This window comes from Rhodopila sp. (assembly GCF_965276935.1).
Classification (GTDB): domain Bacteria; phylum Pseudomonadota; class Alphaproteobacteria; order Acetobacterales; family Acetobacteraceae; genus Rhodopila.
In genome coordinates this window covers 667,338-690,205 of record NZ_CBDIBS010000002.1, presented here as the reverse complement: position 1 = coordinate 690,205, position 22,868 = coordinate 667,338, and the positions used below count along the sequence as shown (strand labels likewise).

Here is a 22,868-nt window from a genome sequence, read left to right as displayed (position 1 = left end):
ACACATGCTCGGCTCCGACTCTGGCTTCACCGCTCGCGTCAAGGCTGTCCTCGGCCCGACGAACACCGGCAAGACGCATCTCGCCATCGAGCGGTTGCTGGCCCACGCATCCGGCGTCATCGGCTTTCCGCTGCGCCTGTTGGCCCGTGAGAACTACGACCGCATGGTGGCCCGAAAGGGCGCCCGATATGTCGCGCTGATCACCGGCGAGGAAAAGATCATCCCGCCGGAAGCCCGCTGGTTCTCCTGCACGGTCGAGGCCATGCCGCTCGACCGCGCCACCGAGTTCGTCGCGGTGGACGAGATCCAGCTCTGTGCCGACCCCGATCGCGGCCACGTCTTCACCGACCGCCTGCTGCATGCCCGAGGCATGGTGGAGACGATGTTCCTGGGCAGCGAGACGATCCGCCCGCTGCTGCAACGCCTGGTGCCGAACGCCCAGGTGGACACCAGACCCCGGTTGTCGCAACTGACCTATGCTGGGCCGGCCAAGCTGGTCCGCCTGCCGCCGCGCACCGCCGTGGTCGCCTTCAGTGCCGCCGAGGTCTACGCCATCGCCGAATTGATCAGGCGGCGGAAGGGCGGCTGCGCCGTGGTGATGGGACGGTTGTCGCCGCGCACCCGCAACGCCCAGGTGGCGCTGTATCAGGACCGTGAGGTCGATTTCCTCGTGGCCACCGACGCCATCGGCATGGGCCTGAACATGAACGTCGATCATGTCGCGTTCGCCGGGTTGGGCAAATTCGACGGCCACCGGCCGCGCCGGCTGACCGCGTCCGAGGTCGGACAGATCGCCGGACGGGCGGGCCGTGGGATGAAGGACGGCACCTTCGGCACCACGACGCAGTGCCCGCCATTGTCGGATGAACTCGTCCGCGCGGTGGAGGCGCATCAGTTCGAGGCGTTGGACACGCTGTGCTGGCGCAACAGTGAGCTGGATTTTTCCGGCGTCGAGGCGCTGCTGGACAGTCTGACGCCGCCGCCGCCGCGCCAGGGCTTGGTGCGAGGCAACGACTCGTCGGATCTGGAGACGCTGCTGGCGCTGTCGCGTGATCCGGACGTCCGCCGGCTGGCACACGGAAGAAATCGCATGCGGCTGCTGTGGGATGCCTGCCAGATCCCGGATTTCCGCAAGCTGGCGGATGATACCCATACCCGTCTGTGCGCCCGCGTGTTCGACCACGTCGCGCGGGAGACCGAGGTGCCGACCGATTGGCTCGCCAGCCAGATCGGCGCGCTGGACCGGGCGGAGGGCGATATCGACACGCTGATGCAGCGCCTGTCGGGTGTCCGGGTCTGGTCCTACATCGCCGCCCGCTCGGACTGGGTGAAGGACACGCTGCACTGGCAGGCGTGCGCGCGACAGGTCGAGGACAAGCTGTCGGACGCGTTGCATGAGCGTCTGATCAGCCGCTTTGTCGATCGCCGCGCCGCACACCTGATGCGCCGGCTGGACGGCAGTGACGGGGAGGACCTGCTCTCTGCTGTCACCACGCGGGGCGACGTAGTGGTAGAGGGTCATTCGGTCGGCCACGTGGCGGGCTTTGGCTTCGTTCCCGATCCGGCGGCGGTTGGCGACGAGAAGAAGCTGGTGCTGCGCGCGGCCCGGCGAGCATTGCGGGCGGAAATGCCGCGCCGTGTCGGCGCCGTGGAAACAGCGGCGGATGCCGGTTTCGCCTTGACCCGCGACCACCTTGTCACCTGGACCGACGTTCCCATCGCACGCCTGATGCGCGGCACGACTCCGCTGCGGCCCAAGGTGCAGGTGCTGGACAGCGAATTTCTCGACGGTGCCGAGAGGGAACGGGTCAGGCGCCGGCTGCAAACCTGGCTGGATGGGCAGATCAGCGCCGACCTGGCGCCGTTGTTCGCGGCCGAGACGGCCGTACAATCAGCCCCTGCGCTGCGCGGACCGCTGCATCGACTGACGCAAGCCCTTGGTTTGATCCCTGGTCTTGACGAGGAAACCCTGGCGCCGGCAGTGCGAGCCGCATTGCGCGCCTTGGGCGTGCGATCAGGCCGCTTCGCCTTGTTCATGCCGGCGCTGATGAAGCCGCGCGCGGCGGCCATGCGGGCGCGTCTGTGGGCACTTTGCAGCGGCATCGCGACACCGGAGCTGCCCGATGCCGCCCTGGTTTCGGTTCCGGCGCAGCAGACGGCCTGGCCGGCGGGGTTTGCCGCCGCCGTTGGCTGGGTGGAGGCCGGACCGATCCTGCTGCGCCTGGATGTCGCGGAAAAGATCGCCGGCGAGCTGGGGTTTCGGTTGCGTCGCGGCCCCTCGGCGCTGCCCTCCGGCCTGGCTTCCCGCTTCGCCGTCAAGGCTGACCTGCTGCCGGCAGTGCTGCGCCAGCTTGGCTTTCGCGTCCTGCCGGCGGCCGGGCTTGAACCGGATCAGCACGGGCCGCCGGCGCCGGCAATGCTGCTGCCGCCGCGGCGGCGGCGCGCCGTGGTCGAGGCGCCGCGGCCCCTGGTGCGGGCCAGTGGTCCGTTTGCTGCCCTGGCGGCACTGCGGCGGTAGCGTGGGAGAAGAACAGCCAGGCCAGGGCGCTGCCCTGGACCCGCAAAGGGCCGACGGCCCTTTGAACCCGTCCATAAGATGCCGTGGGAGGAGACGACTGGGGCAGTTGCGGCGTCCCGCGCTTGCTTCCCGCCATCCGGGTTACCACCATGGCTGACCAGGAGGACCGCGACTGGCAGCGGCTGGACAAATGGCTCTGGTGCGCCCGCTTCATGCGCGCCCGCGCCGATTGCACCAGCCTGGCGGCGCAAGGCCGCATCCGCATCAACCGCCAGCCCACTATCAAGCCGCATGCCAAGTTGCGAATTGGCGATGTGCTGACCATCCCGGTGCATGGCTCAGTGCGGGTGGTGCGCGTTCAATGCCTCGCCCTGCGGCGTGGACCGGCGGCAGAGGCGAAATGCCTCTATGCTGATATCACGGAACGGCCAGCAACACCTTGCGCCGAAGCGGAATCCTCGGCATATCGCGGCATCCAATGATCGGCCCTGGGCCGGGTTCTCCTCCATTCAGGGGTTGCGCATGACCTACGTGGTCACCGAAAACTGTATTCGCTGCAAGTACATGGACTGTGTCGAGGTCTGCCCGGTCGACTGTTTTTACGTCGGCGCCAACATGCTGGTGATCCACCCGGACGAATGCATCGACTGCGGCGTCTGCGAGCCGGAATGCCCGGCCGAGGCAATCGTGCCCGACAGCGATGACAAGGCGACGGATTGGGTGGAACAGAACCGCACCTATGCGGTGCTCTGGCCGAACATCACCCGTAAAGGGACCCAGCCGGATGACGCGGATGAGTGGAAGGACAAGCCTGGAAAGGCTGGAATCTTCGACCCTGAACCTGGCAAGCCGTAACCGCGGCTCCGCGCTCCTCGAACACCTCCTGACGCGGCGACCATGTTATGCTATCGTCTCATGCACAGGCTGGATATTCCCGTGTCGTGCGGGGATGCCGGAGGGCGAGGTTTAGGCGGTGAACCCAGCCGCCGGGGCATAATTTTGCTGGACGCAAAGTCGGTTTTTGCCGGGGTGCCGAGGGAAAAGCCGTTACGATCGGCTGTGGGTGTCGGTCGGGAACGTCCATCGGAGTGACGCCCATCGATCGGACGAAAGCTCGATGTATGGGAACCGACCAATTAACCAAGACAACGGATGAGCAGCAGGCAGTGGAAGAAGTTTCGAACCAGGTGGCTGAGCAACAGGTGAGCGCACCGCCAGAGCAATCGCCAATGGAACAGCGTTCGGATCAGCAGCGTGCCCCGGAGGTCGATCGGCGGCCGCCGCACAACGGTCCAAACCTGACGCCACGCGCGATCGCGAAGGCGGAGGTGTTCGTCGAAGGCGACCATGTCGTCTATCCGACGCATGGCGTCGGCAAGGTGGAGCGCATCGCCATCGAGGAGATCGCCGGCCACCGGCTGGAACTGATCCACATCACCTTCGAGGAAAACCGCATGACCCTGCGGGTGCCGGTCGCCAAGGCCCGCACCGCCGGGTTGCGCAAGCTGGCCACCCGCAAGCTGTTCGATGAGGCACTGGCCGTGCTGAAGGGCAAGGCCCGGATCAAGCGCACCATGTGGTCGCGGCGAGCCCAGGAATATGAAGCCAAGATCAATTCCGGCGACCCGCTGGCGATCGCCGAGGTCGTGCGTGACCTGCATCGCAACGCCGGTCAGCCGGACCAGAGCTTTTCCGAACGCCAGATCTATGAGGCCGCGATGGACCGGCTGGCCGCTGAACTCGCTGCACTGGACCAGACCGACAAGCCGACGGCGATCATCAAACTGATCGATTTTCTGAAGACGACCTGAATGCGGCCAGCCGTTTCGATGCCAGCTTGTCTGGCGAATCGGCTTCGCGCGTGATCGCCTGAGACTGACCAGGCGGAAAGCGTGGATCACGTGACTGACTGGTCCGCCTCAGGCGATCACGCGCTGTTTCCAGCGCCGCCGGCTAGACCAGCGCCGCTTTCGCGACAGCAGCGGCCGGCGGCCGGTAGGCGACCGGGGCTGGCGTGGTGGTCGCCCCAACCAGCCCGTATACGCCGCGTTCCGCCGGCAGCGGTGCGAACCGCGGCGTGATGCCCATCACCGTCTCGGCGCCGCCGAGGTAGAGCAGACCGTCCGGCAGCATCAAGCCGGCGATGCCGTCCAGGACCCGCGATTTGGTCGGCTGATCAAAGTAGATCAGCACGTTGCGGCAGAACACGACATCAAAGCGGCCCAGCCCGCGCAGGTCGCTCAGCAGGTTGTACTCCTTGAACTGAGCCATCGCGCGAATCGGGTCCGACAGACGCCAACTGGCATCTTCCTTCTTGAAGTAGCGCATCAGCATCTGCACCGGCAGGCCGCGCTGCACCTCGAACTGCGTGTAGAGCCCGTCGCGCGCGCGCGCGAGCTGGTCGCGGGCGATATCCGTGCCGATGATCTCGATCTTGCGGTTGCCGAGTTGCGCGCGCGATTCCGCAATGATCATCGCCAGCGAGTACGCCTCCTGACCCGAGGAGGCGGCAGCCGACCAGATGCGGATTGTGCTGCCGGGCGGCCGGGCGGCGATCAGGCGCGGCAGGGCTTGGCTACGGAAGTGCTGGAACGGCTTGTCGTCACGGAAGAAGAAACTTTCGTTGGTCGTCATGGCTTCGACCACATCGCGGGCGAGCGCATCAACGCCCGCTCCGCGCAGCCGGTCGGCCAATCTGTTCAGGTCGGCCAGCTTCTCCCGCTTCAGGATGGCGGTGAGCCGTGTCTCCAGCAGATAGACCTTGTCCTTGCCAATGATCAGGCCCGACGCCGTCTTGAGCAATCCGGCGAACGTATCGAACGAAGTGGGTGTCAGGCTCTCGGTCATGCCCGGGCTCCTTTCAGCATGTCCAGAAGCTTGAGTGGGATTTTCGGCAACGGCAGCACGGCGTGGCACAGGCCGGCCTGTGCCACGGCACCGGGCATGCCCCAGACGACACTGCTGGCTTCATCCTGGCCGATGGCGCAGCCGCCCGCCTCGACCACCCGCCGGGTGCCTTCCAGCCCATCATGGCCCATGCCGGTCAGCATCGCCACCAGCACGCGGCCTTCGCAGGCCGCCGTGGCGCTGCGCAGCATCGGATCAACGGCGGGGCGGCAGAAATTCTCCGGCGGATCGGAGCTCAGCCGAACCCGCAGGCCGGATCGGCCACCATCGACCAGCAGATGCCGGTCGCCGGGGGCAAGGTAGATGCGGCCGGCAACCAGGATTTCTCCGTCGCGGGCCTCGGTGCAGGCCATGCAGCCCAGCCGGGTGATGTGTTCCGCCAGGATCGGGGTGAAGGTCGCCGGCATGTGCTGGGTTATCACCACCGGAACACCGAGCGTCCGCCCCAGGCCTTGGACGACGGTGAACAGCGCCTGTGGGCCGCCAGTCGAGCTGCCGATCGCGAGCAGGCGCGGGGCGGCCAACGGTGCCGGCCGCAACGTGATGCCGGGACGCGGACGATTCGCCTGTGCCGCCGGCCGCCGCTGGCGCGCCAGGCCCTTGACCTTCTCCAGCAGCTCCCGGCTGAAGCCGTCATCGCCCGTGGTGCCGATGGTGGACGGTTTCGGTAGATAGTCCGCCGCACCCAGACGCAGCGCGCGCAGGGCGATACCAGCCCCGCGGGTGGTCAGCGTGGAGGCCATGATGATCCGCACGCCCGGATCGGCGCGCAACAGCAGCGGCAGCGCGGCGATGCCATCAAGGATCGGCATCTCGATGTCCAGCACCACCACATCGACCGGCGTCCGGCCGATCTCCTCGACCGCCGCCCGCCCGTTGGCGACCTTCGCCACGACCTGGATCGCCGGATCGGCTTCCAAAATACGGGCGATGGCCGCACGGATCACCAGCGAGTCATCGCAGATCATCACGCGTGCCGCCGTGGCACCCGGCGGTTCGGCGGGGCGGATCCGGCTGAGCGCGGTCAAAGCAGACCAACCTGTCCAAATTTGCCGATCAGGATTTCCTCGTCGAACGGCTTCATGATGTATTCCTGGGCGCCTGCCGTGATCGCCTGCTCGATATGGTTCAGGTCGTTCTCGGTGGTGCAGAACACCACCGGCGGTTTGTCCGGACCGAACTCCGCACGCAGGTGGCGCAGGAACGAGATCCCGTCCAGCACCGGCATGTTCCAGTCCAGCAGCACGCAGTCGGGCATCGTCTGCCGGCAGGTATCCAGGGCCTGCTGGCCATCGGCGGCCTCGGTCACATCGAAGCCGTTGGCTTCCAGGATGCGGCGGGCGACCTTGCGGACGACGCGGCTGTCGTCCACCACCAGGCAGGTCCGCGACATTGCCTTACGCCTCCCCTGACAGGGCGATCAGCCTGCCGATGTCCAGTACGACCAGAAGACGTCCCTGCAGGCGATAGATGCCGGTGCTGAACGTCGCCCAGTGCTTTTCCAATGTTGGCGGGTTGCGCTCGAACGTGCTGGCCTTCAGGCTCATGACCTCGGAGACCTGATCGACCAGCAGCGCATACAGCTCGCCGCCCTGATCGGCGACGACGGACATCTTCTTCTGGCCAGGTGGTGCCGGCGGCAGGCCCAGGCGGCGGCGCAGGTCGATGGCGGTGACGATGCGCCCGCGCAGGTTCAGGCTGCCGGCGATCTGCGGCGGGGCCAGCGGGATCCGCGTGATCGGCTGCTCGCCCAGGATGTCGCGTACCGCCAGGACCGGCACGCCGCAGATCTGATCCGCCACCGTCAGCGTGACGAGAACCTGTTCGTCGTCGGCCAGGCTTCCGGCCACGGCGTTCTCTAGTACATCAGTCGACATGTCGGTTCCTTTGCGGGCTCAGGCGGCGACCGTTTCGGCCAGGCTGGCGCGAAGGCTGGCGACCAGCGCCTCGCGCTCGAACTTCGCGACATAGTCGGTGAAGCCGGCCTGTCGCCCGGCCTGCGCGTGCTGCGGGTCGGAATGCGAGGTCATGGCGATCATCGGCAGATCCGCCCAGGCACCGCCGCTGCGCACCACCCGGGCGAACTGCAGCCCGTCCATGTTCGGCATCTCGATGTCGGAGACGATGGCATCGAAGCGGACGCCGTTTTCACGCAAACGCAGGGCCTCGGCCGCGCTGCCGACGGCGGTGACCAGCAGGCCCGCGGCATTCAGGGTGGGCACCATCAACTGGCGGAAGAAGTCGCTGTCATCGACCAGCAGCACGTGGCGCTGGCCCTGCGCCGCGGTCTGCCGGGGGGCGCCGCGGAACCAGTCCTCCCAGGCCTGCATCAGCCAGTAGCCGGTATCCAGCACATCGGTCGCCTGGCCGCCGATCACTGCGGTTCCCAGCAGCCCCGGCCGAGCGGCGGCGAGTTCGATATCGAGGCGGTCTTCCACCACATCGACGATCTCGTCGACCATCAGCCCCATGCTGCGTTCGCCGTCGGCGAACACCAGCAGCGGCTGGGTCGGCTTTTCCAGGTCGCTGCCGCCGCTGATCGAGATCAGCGGCATCAGCTTGCCGCGATACTGGGTGACCGGCAGGCCGCAGGAGATCTCGATCTTCGCGCGCGGAATATCCTCCAGGCGGGCGACCAGCCCCAGCGGCACCGCCATGCGTTGCAAGCCGCCGGCGTGGAACAGCAGCATGGCGGTCTTTTCGCTGGAGCTTCTTGTATCGATCCGGCTCGATTGCTCCAGCCGGCTTTCGCCGCCGGCGCCGACACCGGTGCGGCGGGCGATCCCGTTGGGATCAAGGATCATGATCACTGAGCCGTCGCCGAGGATGGTGTTGCCGCTGAACATGGTGACGTGGCGCAGGATCGGGGCAACCGGCTTGACGACGATCTCCTCGGTGTCGAACACACGGTCGACGATGATGCCCATCATGTGCGCGCCGACCTGCGCCACCACGACGTCGGCGCCACCGTCGGTGGGTTGCTTCGCGCCCAGTTCAAGCAGCTCCGTCAGGCTGACCAGCGGCAGCAGGCGGTTGCGCAGGCGCAGCACCGGGGTGTCGTTGATCCGCTCGATGACGCTTTCGCCAGAGGTGCTTTCGCGTCGCTCGGAACCAAGCTGCGCGCGGACCAGCTCCACCACGCTGATCTGCGGAATGGCGAACCGCTCGTTGCAGGCTTCCACGATCAGCGCCGAGACGATGGCCAGGGTCAGCGGGATCTTGATGGTGAACATCGTGCCCTTGCCGACGGTACTTTTCAGGTCAACGGTGCCGCCGATCTTCTCGATGTTGGTCTTCACCACATCCATCCCGACGCCGCGGCCGGACACCGCCGAGATCGTCGCGGCGGTGGAAAAGCCCGGATTGAAGATGAAGCGCTGGATCTGCTCCTCGCTCATCGCCGCCAATTCGGCTTCGGTGGCCAGGTTGTTGGCCAGCACCTTGGCGCGGATGCGGTCCACCGCGAGGCCGCGGCCGTCGTCGGACATTTCCAGGATGATGTGGCCGCCTTCATGGAACGCGTTCAGCACGATCCGCCCGGTCTCCGGCTTGCCGGCGGCGCGCCGTTCGGCCGGGGTTTCCAGGCCGTGGTCGCCGCTGTTGCGGATCATGTGGGTCAGCGGATCCTTGATCAGTTCCAGGATCTGCCGGTCAAGCTCGGTTTCCGCGCCGATCATGGTCAGCTCGATCTTCTTGCCCATGTCCTGCGACAGGTCGCGAACCAGGCGGGGCAGCTTGTTCCAGGCGTTGCCGATCGGCTGCATGCGGGTCTTCATCACGCCTTCCTGCAGCTCCGACGTGATGTGCGACAGGCGTTGCAGCGGCACGGTGAAGGCGCTGTTGTCCTGGTTGCGCGCCAGTTGCAGAAGCTGGTTGCGGGTCAGCACCAGTTCGCTGACCAGCGTCATCAGGTCTTCCAGCACGTCGACCGTCACGCGAATCGTCTGCGCGGCCGCGGCCGGCGCGGCGGCAGGTTCCGACACCGCCTTGGCGGCGACCGGTTCAAGCGCCGCCTTGGCGGCGACGGCTTCGGGCGCCGGCGGGGCGGCGACAGGCGTGGGCGGCGGTGCGCTTGGCTGGACCAACGGCGGTGCGGCCACCGGTTTGGGGGGCGGTGCGGCCTCGGGTATCGGCACTGCTTCGGGTAGGGCAGGGGCCTTCGCGGCCGCCGGCTGGCCGGTCGCCACCGCGTCCAACGCGGCGATCAGCGGTGCGTCGTCACCCGCCGTCTCCGTGCCGGTTTCCGACAGGCCAGCAACGATCGCCTTGATCCGGTCGATCGCCGCCAGCACGACGGTGACGATGGCCGGCGTCACCGTCAGGGTCTTGTCGCGCAGCCGGCCCAGGATGTTTTCAGCCGCGTGGGCAACCCGCTCCAGCCGCGGCAGGCCCAGGAAGCCACAGGTCCCCTTGATGGTGTGGACCATCCGGAAGATCAGCGACAGGGTGTCCGCATCGTCGGGCGTTCGTTCCAGCTTCACCAGAGCGGAATCCAGATCCGCCAGACTCTCGTTCGTCTCGGTCAGGAAGTCGGAAAGCAGGTCGTCCATGGCAGCCCCTTAAAAGCCCACTTGGGCAGGCCCGAGAGCCGGGCGCGAGGCATCCTTGGCAGCACTTCGCAAACAAAAGGTAAATGAGCCGGATTTTTTTATCCGCGCGCGATCAGCCGCCGCCCAGCCGAACAATTGACGCCGGCGTGTGGGCGGACGGCGTGTGGGCGGACGGCGTGTGGGCGGACGGCGTGTGGGCAGCGGGCGACATCAGCACCGACAGCCGCACACCGGCGGCATGCGCGAGCAGCGCCGTCAGCGGCATCTGCGCCGCCTTGCCGGCGCTTATTGCCGCGTGCGCGGCTGCCTCGTTCACCATGCAGACCGCCATTGCCGTGGGCCATGCCGCGGCGGGTCCGTCGATCCGCACGAACAGGTCGTCCGCCGATCCCGCCAGCATCACGGTTCCGCCGGCGGGCATGCTGTCGGCCGCCAGGAGCAGCAGGTTCAGCACGATACGTCCCCTGCAAGGCGGCAGGACGCAGGCATCGTCAAGACCGGAAAGATCAACGCTGACACAAGCGGGAAGGCCCGCCGCGAGAGACCGCAGGGCAGCCGAAGATAACGTCTGATCGTCAGGTCCCCAGGCGGCACGGAGCAATCTTGACCTGTGCGCCGCATGCGGCTCAGGGAGACCGTCAAGCGGTCCGGCGGGATCGCCAATGCCCCGGCACAAGCGCGCCGACGTCAGTTCGATCAGACGGAGGGTCTCGCTGGTGGCGGACAACGGTCTCTTCCCAGCACACGACGACGATGATCAGGATGGTCTCGCAAGCGGCTGAAGTCGAGCGTTTGCCAGTGGTCGCGCGGGGTTTTCACGCCGTGCGCGGCCTTGAACGGGGACCCGAGAGGGTGCAAGTCATGTGTCAACCTATCATTGGCAGGCCGATCGCGCACCTTCACGGCCTGAAGGAGACAACAGCCCATCATGATCGATCCGTTCGGCAGAGCGATTACCTATCTGCGGGTGTCGGTGACGGACCGCTGCGACCTGCGGTGTGTCTATTGCATGGCAGAGGACATGACCTTCCTGCCCAAGCGGGACCTGTTGACGCTGGAGGAACTTGACCGCCTCTGCGCCGCCTTCATTCGGCTTGGCACGACGAAAATCCGCATCACCGGCGGCGAGCCGCTGGTACGGCGCGACGTCATGCGGCTGTTCGGCGCGCTGGGCGGCAGGCTCGGCAGCGGGCTGAACGAGCTGACCGTCACCACCAACGGGTCGCAGTTGACCAAGCATGCGGAAACGCTGGTGGCGTCCGGCGTGAAGCGGATCAACGTATCGCTTGATACGCTTGATCCGGTGCGGTTCAACCAGATCACGCGATGGGGCAAGATCGAGCAGACGCTGGACGGCATCTTCGCCGCCAAGGCCGCCGGATTGGCGGTGAAGATCAACGCCGTGGCAATGAAAGGCGTCAATGAAGCCGAATTCGACGGCATGCTGGCGTGGTGCGGGGAGCATGGTTTCGACTTGTGCCTGATCGAGACCATGCCGATGGGCGACATCACCGGCGACCGCACCGACCAGTACCTGCCGCTGTCCATGGTGCGCGCCAGGCTGCGCAACACCTGGACGTTGCAGGACACCGACTACCGCACCGGCGGCCCGGCGCGCTATTTTGTGGTGAAGGAAACCGGTCGGCGGATCGGCTTCATCACGCCGATGACGCATAATTTCTGTGAAAGCTGCAACCGTGTGCGGCTGACCTGCACGGGCACGCTTTACATGTGCCTTGGACAGGAGGATGCGGCGGATTTCCGTCCAATGCTGCGGGCCGGGGCTAGCGACGATCAGCTTGAGGACGCGATCCGGGAGGCGATTTCCCGCAAGCCGAAAGGCCACGACTTCATTATCGACCGTCGCCACGACAAGCCGGCGGTAGCCCGGCACATGAGCGTGACGGGCGGATAGCGAGCGGCCGCCGTCCGTTCCGCTGGCGCGGATGGCAACCGGGATAAAGCCGGTGTCGCAACTAAGCGATGCATGGGGCAAACGGCAAGCAGCGAGAAACACCGCTGCGCCGCGTGCCGACCTCGCTTCAGCGGCTGATCTTTAATCCTGGAAGACACGGGATGCTCGGCGACTTACCTGGGTCATTATAATGAGCTTCAGTTGTATTGTCCCGGCCGCAATGGCACATTCCTCAACAACTAGATCAGGGGATCAACGCCTATGAGTTCGCCGGAGGCGCATCCACCGGAAGAGGCGTCCTTCAAGCCAACTCTTGAGGCGTTGCGGAAGCGGAATTCCGAGCTTGCCGAGGCGGTCGCTGCCCGGGATACCTTCATCGCCGTTGCCGCCCACGAGCTGCGCAACCCGATGACGCCGATGATCGGCCAGATCGACCTGCTGCTGTCGGGAGTCAGGGCTGGAAAATACGCTCCTGACCAGATCGAGCAGCGGCTTGAACGTATTCGTCAGGTAATGAGCCACTACATCAAGCGGGCCGCGATCCTGTTGAACGTGTCGCGGATCACCAGCGGCAGGCTGGCGCTTGAGCACGGCGCCTGCGACCTTGCCGCACTGGTGCGGACCGTTGTCGAGACGTATGCCGCGGCTGCCCTGCATGCCGGCAGTCCGATCGAGGTCGATGCGCCCGCAAGCCTCAGCGGAACCTGGGATCGTCTGGCGATGGAACAAATCGTCGATAATCTTGTGTCCAACGCCATCAAATATGGCGGTCGCGGACCGGTTCGCGTCTGCGCCGAGGCGCTTGGTGACACGATCAGCCTTCAAGTCCGCGATTTCGGCCCGGGCATTGCCATGAAGGACCGGTCCCGGATCTTTCAGCGGTTCGAGCGCGCGGTCGGCGCCGAGGAAAGCCGTAGCGGCTTTGGTATCGGGCTGTGGGTTGTGCGTCAGTTGATTGAAGCAATGAAGGGCACGATCACGGTGGACGATGCGCGTGGCGGAGGCTCCGTCTTCACCGTGATCCTGCCCCGACATGTGGAAGCGAACCGGCCATGAGCGGCAATGACAACAGCCTGCTTGACCGCATGCCAAGCGGCATTGCCGGCCTCGACGTGATTCTTGGCGGTGGCTTCCTCAAAGGCGGGCTTTATATCATCCAGGGGCCGCCCGGCACCGGCAAGACGACAATTGGCAACCAGGTCTGCTTCAACCACGTCGCCGATGATCGACGGGCGCTCTACGTCACCCTTCTTGCCGAATACCACGCTCGCATGATGCAGCATCTGCGCGTCATGACGTTCTTCGACCAGTCGAGGATCCCGGACCAGATCACCTCCCTGAACGGGCTGCGAGCGCTGCATGATGAGGGCCTCAAGGGTCTGCTGGCCCTGCTGCGTCGCGAAATCACGACGCGCGACGCCTCCCTGCTGGTGCTCGATGGCATCGTGTCGGTCCGGCGGGCGGCTGGTGACGAGCAGGCGTTCAATGAATTCGTTCATGAGTTGCAGGCCATCGCCATCGCGGCGAATTGCACCATGTTCATGCTGACCAGCGCGATGGGCATCAAGGTGACACCCGAGCACACCATGGTGGATGGCATCATAGAATTGTCGGACCATTTGACCGAGTGGTCGGCCGAAAGTTCGCTTCAGGTTGTCAAGTTCCGCGGCGGCCGTATCTTGCGGGGCCGGCACGCCTTCAAGATCACCAGCGACGGCGTCGTCGTTCATCCGCGCATCGAGGCGTTGCTGGCGCGCCCCTCACGGCCTGATCCGGATAACGCCGGAAGGCTGTCGAGCGGTATCGATCAACTCGACACCATGCTGGGCGGCGGCTTGCCAAGGTCCTCCACCACCATGGTCATGGGGCCGTCGGGCACCGGCAAGACGACCCTGGGCTTGCAGTTCCTGGCCCGGAGCAGTGCGGCCGAACCGGGCCTGCTGTTCGGTTTCTACGAGACCCCGGCCCGCATCGCCGCCAAGATCGCCGGCGTCTGCCGGCCCCTGCGGGGCCTGATCGACAGCGGTGCGGTGCAAGTGCAATGGCAGCCGCCGACGGACGACCTGCTCGATGCCCATGGCGAGACCCTGTTGCAGATGGTGCATCAGCGCAAGGTGCGGCGGCTGTTCATCGATGGCCTGGGCGCCTTGCAGGCGGCAGCCGGTGGCGGGTCTGGTCGGATCGGCAACTTCCTGACCGCGCTGATGAACGAAATGCGTGTGCTGGGCGTCACCACGCTGTTCACCATCGAGGTCCCCGACATCATGGGCCCATCAATCCGCACGCCGCTCGGCGATCTATCCAGCCTGGCCGAGAACCTGATCCTGCTTCGCTTTATCGAACTTCGCTCCCGGCTTTATCGGCTGGTCTCCATTCTCAAGGTCAGGGACAGCCAGTTCGACCCGACGTTGCACGAGTACACCACCAGCAGTGAAGGGCTGATGATCGAAGCGACATCCGACAGCGCGGAACAGATCCTGGTCGGCTACGCGCGCGGCGAGAAAAGCGAAGCCTCCGCCGGCAGGCAGCCGCGGGAAAGGCGTGGCAACTAGCGATGACCACCGTGCTCGTGGTCGAGGACGAGTTCGGCATCGCCGAACTGATCAGTTCGGTGCTTACCGACGAGGGTTATCGCGTGCTGCTCGCGGTGAATGGCAAGCAGGGGCTTGAGCTGCTGACCAGGGAACACCCTGACCTGGTGTTCACCGATTACATGATGCCGGTGATGGATGGGGCAGGTATGCTCCACCGCATGGCCGAGGATGCCTTGTTAAGCGACATTCCGGTCGTGGTGATGAGCTCGATCCCCGAGGCCACGGTGGCCGAACGCTGCACGGGCTACGCCGCCTTCATGCTCAAGCCGTTCAGGATCATCGACGTGGTGGCCTTGACCAAACGGCTGATCAGCAAGGATGGGGCTGCCTCGGATTGATACCAACCGGCGGAAGACGAAACACATCGGCGGCGGCGCTTTGTCATGCCGAGGTCGGGGTCAAAGGCGGCAACAGGCTCTGCTCGGTATCCATGCCGTTTCTTTGCACATACAAAAGCGTGGATGGTGGGCGACCGAGCAAGCGAGGGAGGGCTTCGCCCGCGACAGCGGTTGAGGCCGTCGCGCCCGGCATTCATGCCGGCGACCTTGCAGGTGCTGGCCTACGGCGCCGCGTTCGCCGACGAAACGCCATCAGAGATTGCTCCACTGATCGCCCCAGCGATTTCCTCGGCTGTTCCAATGAAGCTGATAGGACCATCGTAATCGATGGCGTTCTGCTGCATTCCCCGCGGCTTATGGCCCGGATCAAGCACCATTGTCAGCCCTTTGGCTGCATGGATGGCGGCGAGGCCGCGTGATCCATCGCTGAGTGCGCCGGACAGGACAATGCCGATCGTTCGCGCACCGGCATGCGTGGCCAGCGAGTTGAACAGCGTGTCGATCGTGCGGTTGCGTAACCGGTTGGCGGTACCCGGAACAAGATGCGCCAGATTGATGTCCACCAACGTCAGGTGCCTGTCTGGCTCTCCGATGTAGCAGACACCGGGCTGCATAACCTCGGCCTCCAAGGCGATCACGATCGGCATGTTGGAGCGGCAGGCGAGCACGTTGCGCAGGTTGCTGACGCGGTCGCTCGGCCGATGCAGGACGACCATGACGATCGCATCGAGCGACGCGGGCAAGGCACCCAGAAGATTTTGAATATCACCCAGACCCTCATTCCCCGAAGCGCCGACTGCGACGAGATAAGGCAACGACGTGATCATCTGGCGGTTATGGCGTTATTGGTTGATACCGTCTACCAAAATGGCGTGATCCGCCAGGGCAATCGGGTGAAGTAGACCGAAGACACGGGATGGCGCATCCCCGTTGTGTCATCACCGGGCTTGGCCCGGTGACCCGCGACTTTGGCTTGGTTTGGCACCGCAAGTCGTGGGTGGCCGGGCCAAGCCCCGGCGTTGACACAAGGCAATGCAGCGCGGCCAGGACGCCAGTTGAATGCCCATGGCGCAGAACTCTTCGCGTCACCCGGTCCACCCGATTGCCCTGCGTAATGCGGTCGCCACGGACGCCTTGCCGTCTGATAGTCAGGTCGGTGCGATTACGAGATTGAACCAGGAAGTCGCGACCCGGCTGACAGCACAGGTCCATTTTGCAGCCTCAACCGGCTTTGGGCCATAATTCACGCCTTCCGATCGGTCAGCCTCAGGCAATCATGTCGTCGCCGCTGTCGCGCCTGGTGCCCAGCCGGTCATCATCGCCATCCGCAAGGTCACCGCGACCCGCCCGTCCTGCGTCGGCAGGCGAGCCAGCGCGGCGGGAAACAGCGCGGGGCAGGGCATTGAACGGTTGCGCTCGCGCACGGCGTTCGCCTCGCCGGCCGCCCGCAGGTCGGTCAGCAGCGCGAACGGATCGGCGTACAGCAGCCGGACCTCCTCCAGGTCCGCCACCGGCAGCATGAAGCCAGCGCGTTGCAGCAGATGGGCGCAATCGCGCAACTCCGGAAACGGCGAGACGCGGGGGGAGACGCCGCCGGTCAGCTCATCTTCCGCCTCGGTCAGGGCCGAACGCAGTTCCGCCAGGGTTCCCAGAGCGGGAAGGCTAGCGAGCAGCAGTCCGTCGGGCCGCAGCGCCTGACGCAGTTGCAGCAGCGCGCCCGGCAGGTCGTTGACCCAGTGCAGCGACAGGCTGGCGACGATCAGATCGAAGCTGGCCGAGGCAAAGGGCAGCCATTCCTCATCCGCCGCGACGCAGGGGTTGCCGTTGGATGCGGCCATGGCGGCCGACAGGTCGCAGCTCACCACGCGCAGGCCACGGGCGCGCAGCAATGGGGCGACAATGCCGCGGCCACCGACATCCAGAGCATCGGTGAAGCTGCGCGTCGTGTCGTCCAGCCGGTCCAGCAGACGCTCCGCCGCGTCACGCAGCACATTCGCGACCTGGTCGATGGTCTTCACCGCACGGTCGCGATGCCGCCGTACCGCGGCACGATCGAATATGTCCATGGAGTCCATGGCCGGCATGTGCGTGCGTACGCCGCCGTTGCCAAGCCGTCGGCTGTCGTCTTTGACGGGACGGGCCTACTCGAAAATTGGCCGGATCCTCGCGAGAACATCTTCCAGGATCGCCGCCGGCAGCGTGTCGACCTTGTGCCCATCACGCGCTTGCAGATCGATCACACGAGGCTGGTCGCATCGCACCACCCCCGTCGTCCGTATACCAGAAATAGCTACGGCGAAGCCGATGCGGCGCGCGAAAGCGCCGCCGTTGGTGATCGGCAGGACAACCGGCAGCTTCGTGGCCTTGTTGAAGGCGGCAGGTGACACGACCAGGACCGGACGATGCCCACGCTGCTCACGCCCTGCCGTGGGATCAAGAGCCACCAGATAGATATCGCCCCGGTTCACAGCAGTTCACGGCCAACTGCCCCGGCATCGACCCACTCCCGCTCCTCGGCCGGATGCGGCTGGGAATAGTCGGATGCAGCCAGCAGTTCCGCGAGGCTGTAGCGCGGCCGAGGATTAGGATCGATAATCAGGCGGCCGTCGTCCACCGCGATGCCAACTGTCGCACCCGCATGCAGGTGCAGAAGATCAAGGATGGCGGGTGGCAGAGCCAGCATGACCGAGCCGCCGACTTTGCGCAGACTGGTTGTGTGCATCGTGAAACCTCGTGGTTAGTTATATCAAAATATAACGTAAAATGAGTGACGGCGCAAGGTTTGGCATTCGCCGCCGTTGCCAAGCCGTCGGCTGTCGTCTTATACCAACAGCCCTTGATGTTGACCCGCAGCCGGTCAACGGCCGTCGGTATCTGATTGATTTCGCGCGCGGCCGCCCCATCAACCCCGCGCGCCCACCAGCAGCCCGAAGCGCTGACCGGTGTTACCGTTCGCCACAACCGGAGGGACAGCCCATGAACCGCATCGATGCCCGGACACTGCACGACTGGATCACCGACGGCCAGGAACTGGCTTTGCTCGATGCGCGCGAGGATGGCGAGTTCGGCGCGTCCCACCTGTTCTGGACGGTCCCTTGTGGGCTGGCGCGCAGGGAGATCCGTGCCCGGGCGCTGCTGCCGCGTCTGACCACACGCATCTGCTGCGTCGATGACGGCCGCGGCCTCGCCGAGGATCTCGCCGGCTGGCTGGAAAGCATCGGAGCGTGTGATGTCGCCGTCCTGGATGGCGGCACGAAAGCCTGGGAAGCCGCAGGTTACGTCCTGTTCAGCGGCGTCAACGTGCCATCAAAGGCATTTGGCGAATGGGTGGAGCACCATTATGGCACCGAAAGCGTCGATGCACCCGACCTGAAAGCCTGGATCGACTCCGGCCAGAACATGGTGGTGCTGGACAGCCGGACGCAGGAGGAGTTCACCCGCATGTCGATCCCCACCGGCATCAGCGTGCCGGGTGGTGAACTGGCCTACCGCATCGGCGATATCGCGCCCGATCCGAACACCCTCGTGGTGGTCAACTGCGCCGGCCGCACGCGCAGCATCCTGGGCGCCGAGAGCCTGCGTCGCGCCGGCATCCCCAACAAGGTGGTCGCGCTGCGCAACGGCACGATGGGCTGGGAACTCGCCGGCCTGCGCTGCGAGCGCGGACGCACCGAGCGCTTCCAGCCGAACGAACCGAGGACCGCCGCGCTGGCGCTGCAGCGGGCGCGGGATTTCGCCGAACAGTCGGGCGTCGGCGTCATCGGGCCGCTGGAGTTGATCCGGTTCGAGGACGATCCGGACCGCTCCCTGTATGTCCTGGACGTGCGTGACCCGCAGGAGTTCCGCGCCGGCCACCGGCCGGGTAGCACCAATGCGCCCGGCGGGCAGCTTGTGCAGGCCACCGACACCTGGATCGGCGTGCGCAACGCCCGCATCGTGCTGGTGGACGACACCGGCGCGCGCGCCCTCATGGCCGCCGCCTGGCTGCGCCAGATGGGTCATCGTGACGTCTTCGTGGTGGAAGGCGGGCTGGAGGCGGTAAAGACCTCCGGCACCGAGCCGATCCCGGTGCCGGAGCTGGCCGCGGCGGTGGAGCGGATCGACGTGACCAGTCTGCAGCAGCTTCTGGACAGCGGCGACGGCACGGTGGTGCTCGACCTGGCCCGCAGCGTCGAGTTCCGCGCCGGTCACATCCCCGGCGCGCTGTGGGGCATTCGCACCCGTCTCGCCTCCCTGACTTCGCACCTGTCGGCGGCTCGGCATGTCGTGATCACCTCGCCGGATGGCATGCTGGCGCGACTGGCGGTGCCGGAGGTTGCCTCGCTGACCAAGGCCAGCGTGCGCGTGCTGGACGGCGGCACCCAGGCCTGGCAAGCCTTTGGCCGGCCGCTGGCGAAGGATCGCACCAACCCGCCGGATGCCGCCTGCATCGACTTTTCCCTGCGACCCTACGACCGTAACTCTGGTATCGAGGAAGCCATGAACGCGTATCTGACGTGGGAGATCGACCTGGTACACGAGATCAAGCGCGACGGAACGGTGGTCTTCGGCGTTCCGGGGGAGGCCCTCGCTGCGGCTTAAAATCCGGCTGCGCCAGGCCGGCGTGGCGGCGCTGGATGCACTGCTGCCACCGCGCTGCGTGGTCTGCGATACGCTGGTTGGAATCCACGGCCAACTTTGTGGCGCCTGCTTCGCCGGGGCCAGCTTCATCACCGCGCCGTTCTGCGCGCGTTGCGGCGTGCCGTTCGCGTCGGTCGATCAGGCGGGCATGGATGGACTTTGCACGGCTTGCAGGGACCATCCGCCGGTGTTCCGCCAGGCACGTGCGGCGTTGCGCTACAACGACATGGCGCGCCGGCTGATCCTGCCGTTCAAGCACGCCGACCGGGTGGAACTGGGACCGATCCTGGCGCCGCTGATGCTGCGTGCCGGCGGCGAACTGCTGGCCGCGGCCCAGATCCTGGTGCCGGTCCCGCTGCACCGCCGGCGGCTGTACCAACGCAAATACAACCAGGCGGCGGTGCTGGCGCAGGCGGTCGGCCGGCTGTCGCACCGCCCGGCACTGCTGAACGCGCTGGTCCGCACCCGCCCGACCGTCCCGCTGGACGACAAGACGGCGGCGGAGCGGGCGCGGGCGGTCGCGGGCTGCTTCGCGGTGCGTCCGTCGCGCCAGCCGCGGCTCGTGGGCCGCTCGGTGCTGCTGATTGATGATGTGATGACCTCCGGCGCGACCACCAGTGCCTGTGCGGCGGCATTGCTCGTGGCGGGGGCGGTGGTGGTCGACGTGCTGGTGGCGGCGCGGGTGCCCGATCCGCGGCTGGGGTAGTGTCGCCGTACGTGGCGCATTATATGCCACCCATGCACATCTCCTTCGACAACAGCTACGCCCGCCTGCCCGAACGCTTCTACGCCCGGGTCGAACCGACGCCGGTGGCGGCGCCGCGGCTGGTGCGGGTGAATGCGGCGCTGGCCCGCACCCTGGGGATCGACCCCGACGAACTCGCCGGTCCGGAGGGCGTGGCGGTGCTGGCGGGAAACCATGTGCCGCGGGGGGCGGCGCCGATGGCGCTGGCTTACGCGGGGCATCAGTTCGGGCATCTGGTGCCGCAACTCGGCGATGGGCGGGCGTGCCTGCTGGGCGAGGTCGTCGGGCGGGACGGGCTGCACCGCGACATCCAGCTCAAGGGGTCGGGGCCGACGCCGTTCTCCCGCCGCGGTGACGGCCGAGCGGCGCTGGGGCCGGTGCTGCGGGAGTACCTGGTCAGCGAGGCGATGGCCGCGTTGGGTGTCCCGACCACAAGGACCCTGGCCGCGGTCACCACCGGTGAGGCGGTGTGGCGGGAGACCAGGCTGCCCGGCGCGGTGCTGACCCGCGTCGCCGCCAGCCATATCCGCGTTGGCACGTTTCAGTATTTCGCGGCGCGCGGTGACATCGAGGGGGTGCGTCTGCTCGCCGATCATGCCATCGCGAGACATTACCCGGCGGCCACGGGGTCGTATCGGGCGTTCCTGGATGCCGTCGTCGCGGCTCAGGCGGAACTGGTGGCGCGCTGGCTGCTGATCGGCTTCATCCATGGCGTGATGAACACCGACAATTGCTCTATTGCCGGCGAAACGATCGATTACGGACCGTGCGCCTTCATGGATGCGTATGATCCGGCAACCGTGTTCAGTTCGATCGATCAGGCAGGTCGTTACGCCTATGGCAACCAGGGCCGCATCGCGCTGTGGAACCTGGCGCGCCTGGCCGAGACGTTGCTGCCGTTGCTTGACGGCGGCGAGGCGGCAGCGAAGGAGGCGCTGGCGGCCTTTCCGCGGCACTTCCAGAAGGCGTACTTCGATGGGCTGCGACGCAAGATCGGGTTGTCGGTCGAGCGGGACGGGGACGACAGCCTAGTGCAGGATCTGCTAAAGCTGATGATGGAGCACGGCGCGGACTTCACGCAGACCTTCCGCCGGCTGGGCGATGCGGTGGCGGGGCCGGCGGGTGATGCGGCGGTGCGTTCGCTATTCGGTGACGGTGGTGGATTCGAGGCGTGGGCCGAGCGCTGGCGGTCGCGGTTGACGCGGGAGGGCGACGGTCCGGCGGCGATCCGCGCCATCATGCGGGCGATGAACCCGGCGTTCATTCCGCGCAATCATCTGGTGGAGGCAGCCTTGGCCGCCGCGGTCGAGCGGGAGGATTTCGGACCGTTCGAGGAACTGCACGCGGTGCTGTCGCGGCCGTTCGAGGATGACCCGGCGCGGGATCGCTACAGCTTGCCGGCGCGGGAGGAGGAGCGGGTGCTGCAGACGTTCTGCGGGACATGAATCGGTCGGTCACCATCCCGCATTTGTCTTAGCCTAGTGCCTTGAAAGCTTGCCGAGGAATAACTGGTTCGGATTAAGTACGGTCGCCGCATTCCCTGATGGCGGGCGAAGGCCCGTCATGACGTCGAGAGCGCGGGGCGCTGCGCCAAACGACGCACTTGTTCATCCTCGCTGAAAAGGCTCAGTATCGTATGTCAAACAAGGGAAAACTTCAGGCCTTCCTGTCGCCACAACGCCTGCATGAATTGGCTGGCCCCAAAGTTTACGCGCGCGGTGAGGCATATTCCACCGGCGGTAATGTTCATCTGCATGAGCATACGCGTGATGAAGCCACTGCCGAAGTGATGGGATCACAGCCCTACCATGTCGAACTGAAATTGACGGCAAAAGGATTGAGCGCCGACTGCACCTGTCCAGCCATGTCGGATCACGGATTTTGCAAACATGCCGTTGCCCTTGGTCTTTATCTGATCAATGCGTCGCCGCCAACGGCCAGAGGACCATCAAAACGACAAGTCGAGCCTGATATTTTCACTGAAAAATACCCCAATATCACTGGCTGGATCAAGGATGGCTGGATCGAAATCGGGCGTGATGGCTACAGCACTTCCATTATACGAGTACTTGATCAAGGCGGACTGGTTTGGGAAGGTGGCACAAGACACAAATCCATGGATAAAGTTCTGCAAGAGGCCGAAGATGCCATCGCTGATTGGACACAAAATAATTAAGCAAAACCTTACTTGTTATCCCGTACAGCGCGAAAAGCAGATCTGTCACCATTGAAAAACCCAATGATGCCGTAGAGCGCTCCCTCTTTGATTTCACAGTGAATATCGCCATGGGCAGGGTCCATCTCGTCGTTGCCCTCCCACAGAGCATCTACGCGATCATTTGTTGTTGACCAGGCAAAAGAACCGCACACATAGCCAAATTGAAAATCTCCACGCGCCTTGTCGCCAAGCGTGACATGCCCGGAGACTTCTTCGTCAACGAAATCCTGATCCCACATTTCCATCCAAACGATTTTCCAGCGTCCTTTTAAGGGATTGGCCGCCGGCGTCATAAGACCTTCTCTTACCATGCGTTGACGCGTCAGATTGTAGTCTACCGTGGATTCTTACTGAGGAATGCAGCCAGGCTCCAGAGCCTTATCGACGAACTTATGCCAGGCGCTGGCGCCACGAACAGTCCACTGAACGCCGGAGTGGAAAAGCGAAGGGCGGCGGTGTATCG

General features: G+C 65.5%; 24 protein-coding genes. 13 read left to right on the top strand and 11 right to left on the bottom strand.

The features are described 5' to 3' along the window. The first annotated feature begins 4 nt into the window (after positions 1 to 4). The 4 genes from ACQY4S_RS06230 (at position 5) to ACQY4S_RS06215 (ending at position 4,329) form a co-directional block, all read left to right on the top strand. Positions 5 to 2,518, top strand: a complete 2,514-nt coding sequence (locus tag ACQY4S_RS06230) for a helicase-related protein (RefSeq protein ID WP_428484322.1) — start codon at positions 5 to 7, stop codon at positions 2,516 to 2,518. A 149-nt stretch (positions 2,519 to 2,667) separates the two neighbouring features. Beyond that, positions 2,668 to 3,000, top strand: a complete 333-nt coding sequence (locus tag ACQY4S_RS06225; RefSeq protein ID WP_428484321.1) for an RNA-binding S4 domain-containing protein — start codon at positions 2,668 to 2,670, stop codon at positions 2,998 to 3,000. 40 nt (positions 3,001 to 3,040) lie between these two features. Continuing rightward, positions 3,041 to 3,373 (top strand): ferredoxin FdxA, encoded by a 333-nt coding sequence (gene fdxA, locus ACQY4S_RS06220; RefSeq protein WP_428484320.1) that lies wholly within the window; start codon positions 3,041 to 3,043, stop codon positions 3,371 to 3,373. Positions 3,374 to 3,747: 374 nt separating this feature from the next. Next, positions 3,748 to 4,329, top strand: a complete 582-nt coding sequence (locus ACQY4S_RS06215; RefSeq protein WP_428484319.1) for a CarD family transcriptional regulator — start codon at positions 3,748 to 3,750, stop codon at positions 4,327 to 4,329. 142 nt (positions 4,330 to 4,471) lie between these two features. Here ACQY4S_RS06215 and ACQY4S_RS06210 read toward each other — a convergent pair whose 3' ends face one another. The 6 genes from ACQY4S_RS06210 to ACQY4S_RS06185 all read right to left on the bottom strand — a co-directional run bounded on the left by ACQY4S_RS06210 (position 4,472) and on the right by ACQY4S_RS06185 (position 10,576). Further along, complete coding sequence (locus ACQY4S_RS06210) at positions 4,472 to 5,365, bottom strand: CheR family methyltransferase (RefSeq protein ID WP_428484318.1); 894 nt, start codon at positions 5,363 to 5,365, stop codon at positions 4,472 to 4,474. Beyond that, entirely contained in the window at positions 5,362 to 6,453 is a 1,092-nt protein-coding gene (locus ACQY4S_RS06205; RefSeq protein ID WP_428484317.1) for a protein-glutamate methylesterase/protein-glutamine glutaminase, read from the bottom strand. The genes ACQY4S_RS06210 and ACQY4S_RS06205 overlap by 4 nt, the downstream gene beginning before the upstream one ends. Then, a complete protein-coding gene (locus tag ACQY4S_RS06200; protein ID WP_428484316.1) occupies positions 6,450 to 6,818 on the bottom strand; it encodes a response regulator in 369 nt (122 codons plus the stop codon). Before ACQY4S_RS06200 ends, ACQY4S_RS06205 begins: the two co-directional genes overlap by 4 nt. A 4-nt stretch (positions 6,819 to 6,822) precedes the next feature. Continuing rightward, positions 6,823 to 7,302: a chemotaxis protein CheW gene (locus ACQY4S_RS06195; protein ID WP_428484315.1), complete on the bottom strand. Its 480-nt coding sequence runs from the start codon at positions 7,300 to 7,302 to the stop codon at positions 6,823 to 6,825. A gap of 18 nt (positions 7,303 to 7,320) precedes the next feature. Next, entirely contained in the window at positions 7,321 to 9,975 is a 2,655-nt protein-coding gene (locus ACQY4S_RS06190) for a chemotaxis protein CheW (RefSeq protein ID WP_428484314.1), read from the bottom strand. Between the two features lie 112 nt (positions 9,976 to 10,087). Then, positions 10,088 to 10,576: a histidine phosphotransferase family protein gene (locus ACQY4S_RS06185; protein WP_428484643.1), complete on the bottom strand. Its 489-nt coding sequence runs from the start codon at positions 10,574 to 10,576 to the stop codon at positions 10,088 to 10,090. Between the two features lie 327 nt (positions 10,577 to 10,903). Between ACQY4S_RS06185 and moaA the strand changes: the two genes are divergently transcribed. The 4 genes from moaA to ACQY4S_RS06165 all read left to right on the top strand — a co-directional run bounded on the left by moaA (position 10,904) and on the right by ACQY4S_RS06165 (position 14,822). Then, complete coding sequence (gene moaA, locus ACQY4S_RS06180; protein ID WP_428484313.1) at positions 10,904 to 11,890, top strand: GTP 3',8-cyclase MoaA; 987 nt, start codon at positions 10,904 to 10,906, stop codon at positions 11,888 to 11,890. 261 nt (positions 11,891 to 12,151) lie between these two features. Next, complete coding sequence (locus ACQY4S_RS06175; RefSeq protein ID WP_428484312.1) at positions 12,152 to 12,946, top strand: sensor histidine kinase; 795 nt, start codon at positions 12,152 to 12,154, stop codon at positions 12,944 to 12,946. Further along, the gene (locus ACQY4S_RS06170) at positions 12,943 to 14,442 is read left to right on the top strand and encodes an RAD55 family ATPase (protein WP_428484311.1); all 1,500 of its coding nucleotides are present in this window, start codon (positions 12,943 to 12,945) and stop codon (positions 14,440 to 14,442) included. The genes ACQY4S_RS06175 and ACQY4S_RS06170 overlap by 4 nt, the downstream gene beginning before the upstream one ends. Positions 14,443 to 14,444: 2 nt before the next feature. Next, positions 14,445 to 14,822, top strand: coding sequence for a response regulator (locus ACQY4S_RS06165; protein WP_428484310.1), 378 nt, complete (start codon positions 14,445 to 14,447; stop codon positions 14,820 to 14,822). Positions 14,823 to 15,043: 221 nt separating this feature from the next. Here the strand turns inward: ACQY4S_RS06165 and ACQY4S_RS06160 are convergent, their stop codons facing one another. Continuing rightward, entirely contained in the window at positions 15,044 to 15,565 is a 522-nt protein-coding gene (locus ACQY4S_RS06160) for a chemotaxis protein CheB (protein ID WP_428484642.1), read from the bottom strand. Between ACQY4S_RS06160 and ACQY4S_RS06155 the strand changes: the two genes are divergently transcribed. Beyond that, a complete protein-coding gene (locus ACQY4S_RS06155; protein WP_428484657.1) occupies positions 15,524 to 15,724 on the top strand; it encodes a hypothetical protein in 201 nt (66 codons plus the stop codon). The two genes, ACQY4S_RS06160 and ACQY4S_RS06155, sit on opposite strands and share 42 nt — an antisense overlap. Positions 15,725 to 16,096: 372 nt before the next feature. On the opposite strand, the gene ACQY4S_RS06150 is transcribed toward ACQY4S_RS06155, so the two are convergent. From ACQY4S_RS06150 to ACQY4S_RS06140, 3 genes are all read right to left on the bottom strand, one after another. Beyond that, entirely contained in the window at positions 16,097 to 16,897 is an 801-nt protein-coding gene (locus ACQY4S_RS06150) for a methyltransferase domain-containing protein (RefSeq protein ID WP_428484641.1), read from the bottom strand. A gap of 66 nt (positions 16,898 to 16,963) precedes the next feature. Continuing rightward, positions 16,964 to 17,290 carry a type II toxin-antitoxin system PemK/MazF family toxin gene (locus ACQY4S_RS06145; protein WP_428484309.1) on the bottom strand — a complete coding sequence of 109 codons (327 nt, stop codon included), beginning with the start codon at positions 17,288 to 17,290 and terminating at the stop codon, positions 16,964 to 16,966. Beyond that, positions 17,287 to 17,544, bottom strand: coding sequence for an AbrB/MazE/SpoVT family DNA-binding domain-containing protein (locus tag ACQY4S_RS06140; protein ID WP_428484308.1), 258 nt, complete (start codon positions 17,542 to 17,544; stop codon positions 17,287 to 17,289). The genes ACQY4S_RS06145 and ACQY4S_RS06140 overlap by 4 nt, the downstream gene beginning before the upstream one ends. Positions 17,545 to 17,798: 254 nt before the next feature. On the opposite strand from ACQY4S_RS06140, the gene ACQY4S_RS06135 reads away from it, so the two are divergent. The 4 genes from ACQY4S_RS06135 to ACQY4S_RS06120 all read left to right on the top strand — a co-directional run bounded on the left by ACQY4S_RS06135 (position 17,799) and on the right by ACQY4S_RS06120 (position 22,363). After that, positions 17,799 to 19,403, top strand: a complete 1,605-nt coding sequence (locus ACQY4S_RS06135; RefSeq protein WP_428484307.1) for a rhodanese-like domain-containing protein — start codon at positions 17,799 to 17,801, stop codon at positions 19,401 to 19,403. Between the two features lie 22 nt (positions 19,404 to 19,425). Continuing rightward, a complete protein-coding gene (locus ACQY4S_RS06130) occupies positions 19,426 to 20,148 on the top strand; it encodes a double zinc ribbon domain-containing protein (RefSeq protein ID WP_428484306.1) in 723 nt (240 codons plus the stop codon). Between the two features lie 23 nt (positions 20,149 to 20,171). After that, the gene (locus ACQY4S_RS06125; protein WP_428484305.1) at positions 20,172 to 21,632 is read left to right on the top strand and encodes a protein adenylyltransferase SelO; all 1,461 of its coding nucleotides are present in this window, start codon (positions 20,172 to 20,174) and stop codon (positions 21,630 to 21,632) included. Positions 21,633 to 21,790: 158 nt separating this feature from the next. After that, entirely contained in the window at positions 21,791 to 22,363 is a 573-nt protein-coding gene (locus tag ACQY4S_RS06120; RefSeq protein WP_428484304.1) for an SWIM zinc finger family protein, read from the top strand. 8 nt (positions 22,364 to 22,371) lie between these two features. Here ACQY4S_RS06120 and ACQY4S_RS06115 read toward each other — a convergent pair whose 3' ends face one another. Next, entirely contained in the window at positions 22,372 to 22,698 is a 327-nt protein-coding gene (locus ACQY4S_RS06115; protein WP_428484303.1) for a hypothetical protein, read from the bottom strand. Positions 22,699 to 22,868 lie beyond the last annotated feature (170 nt).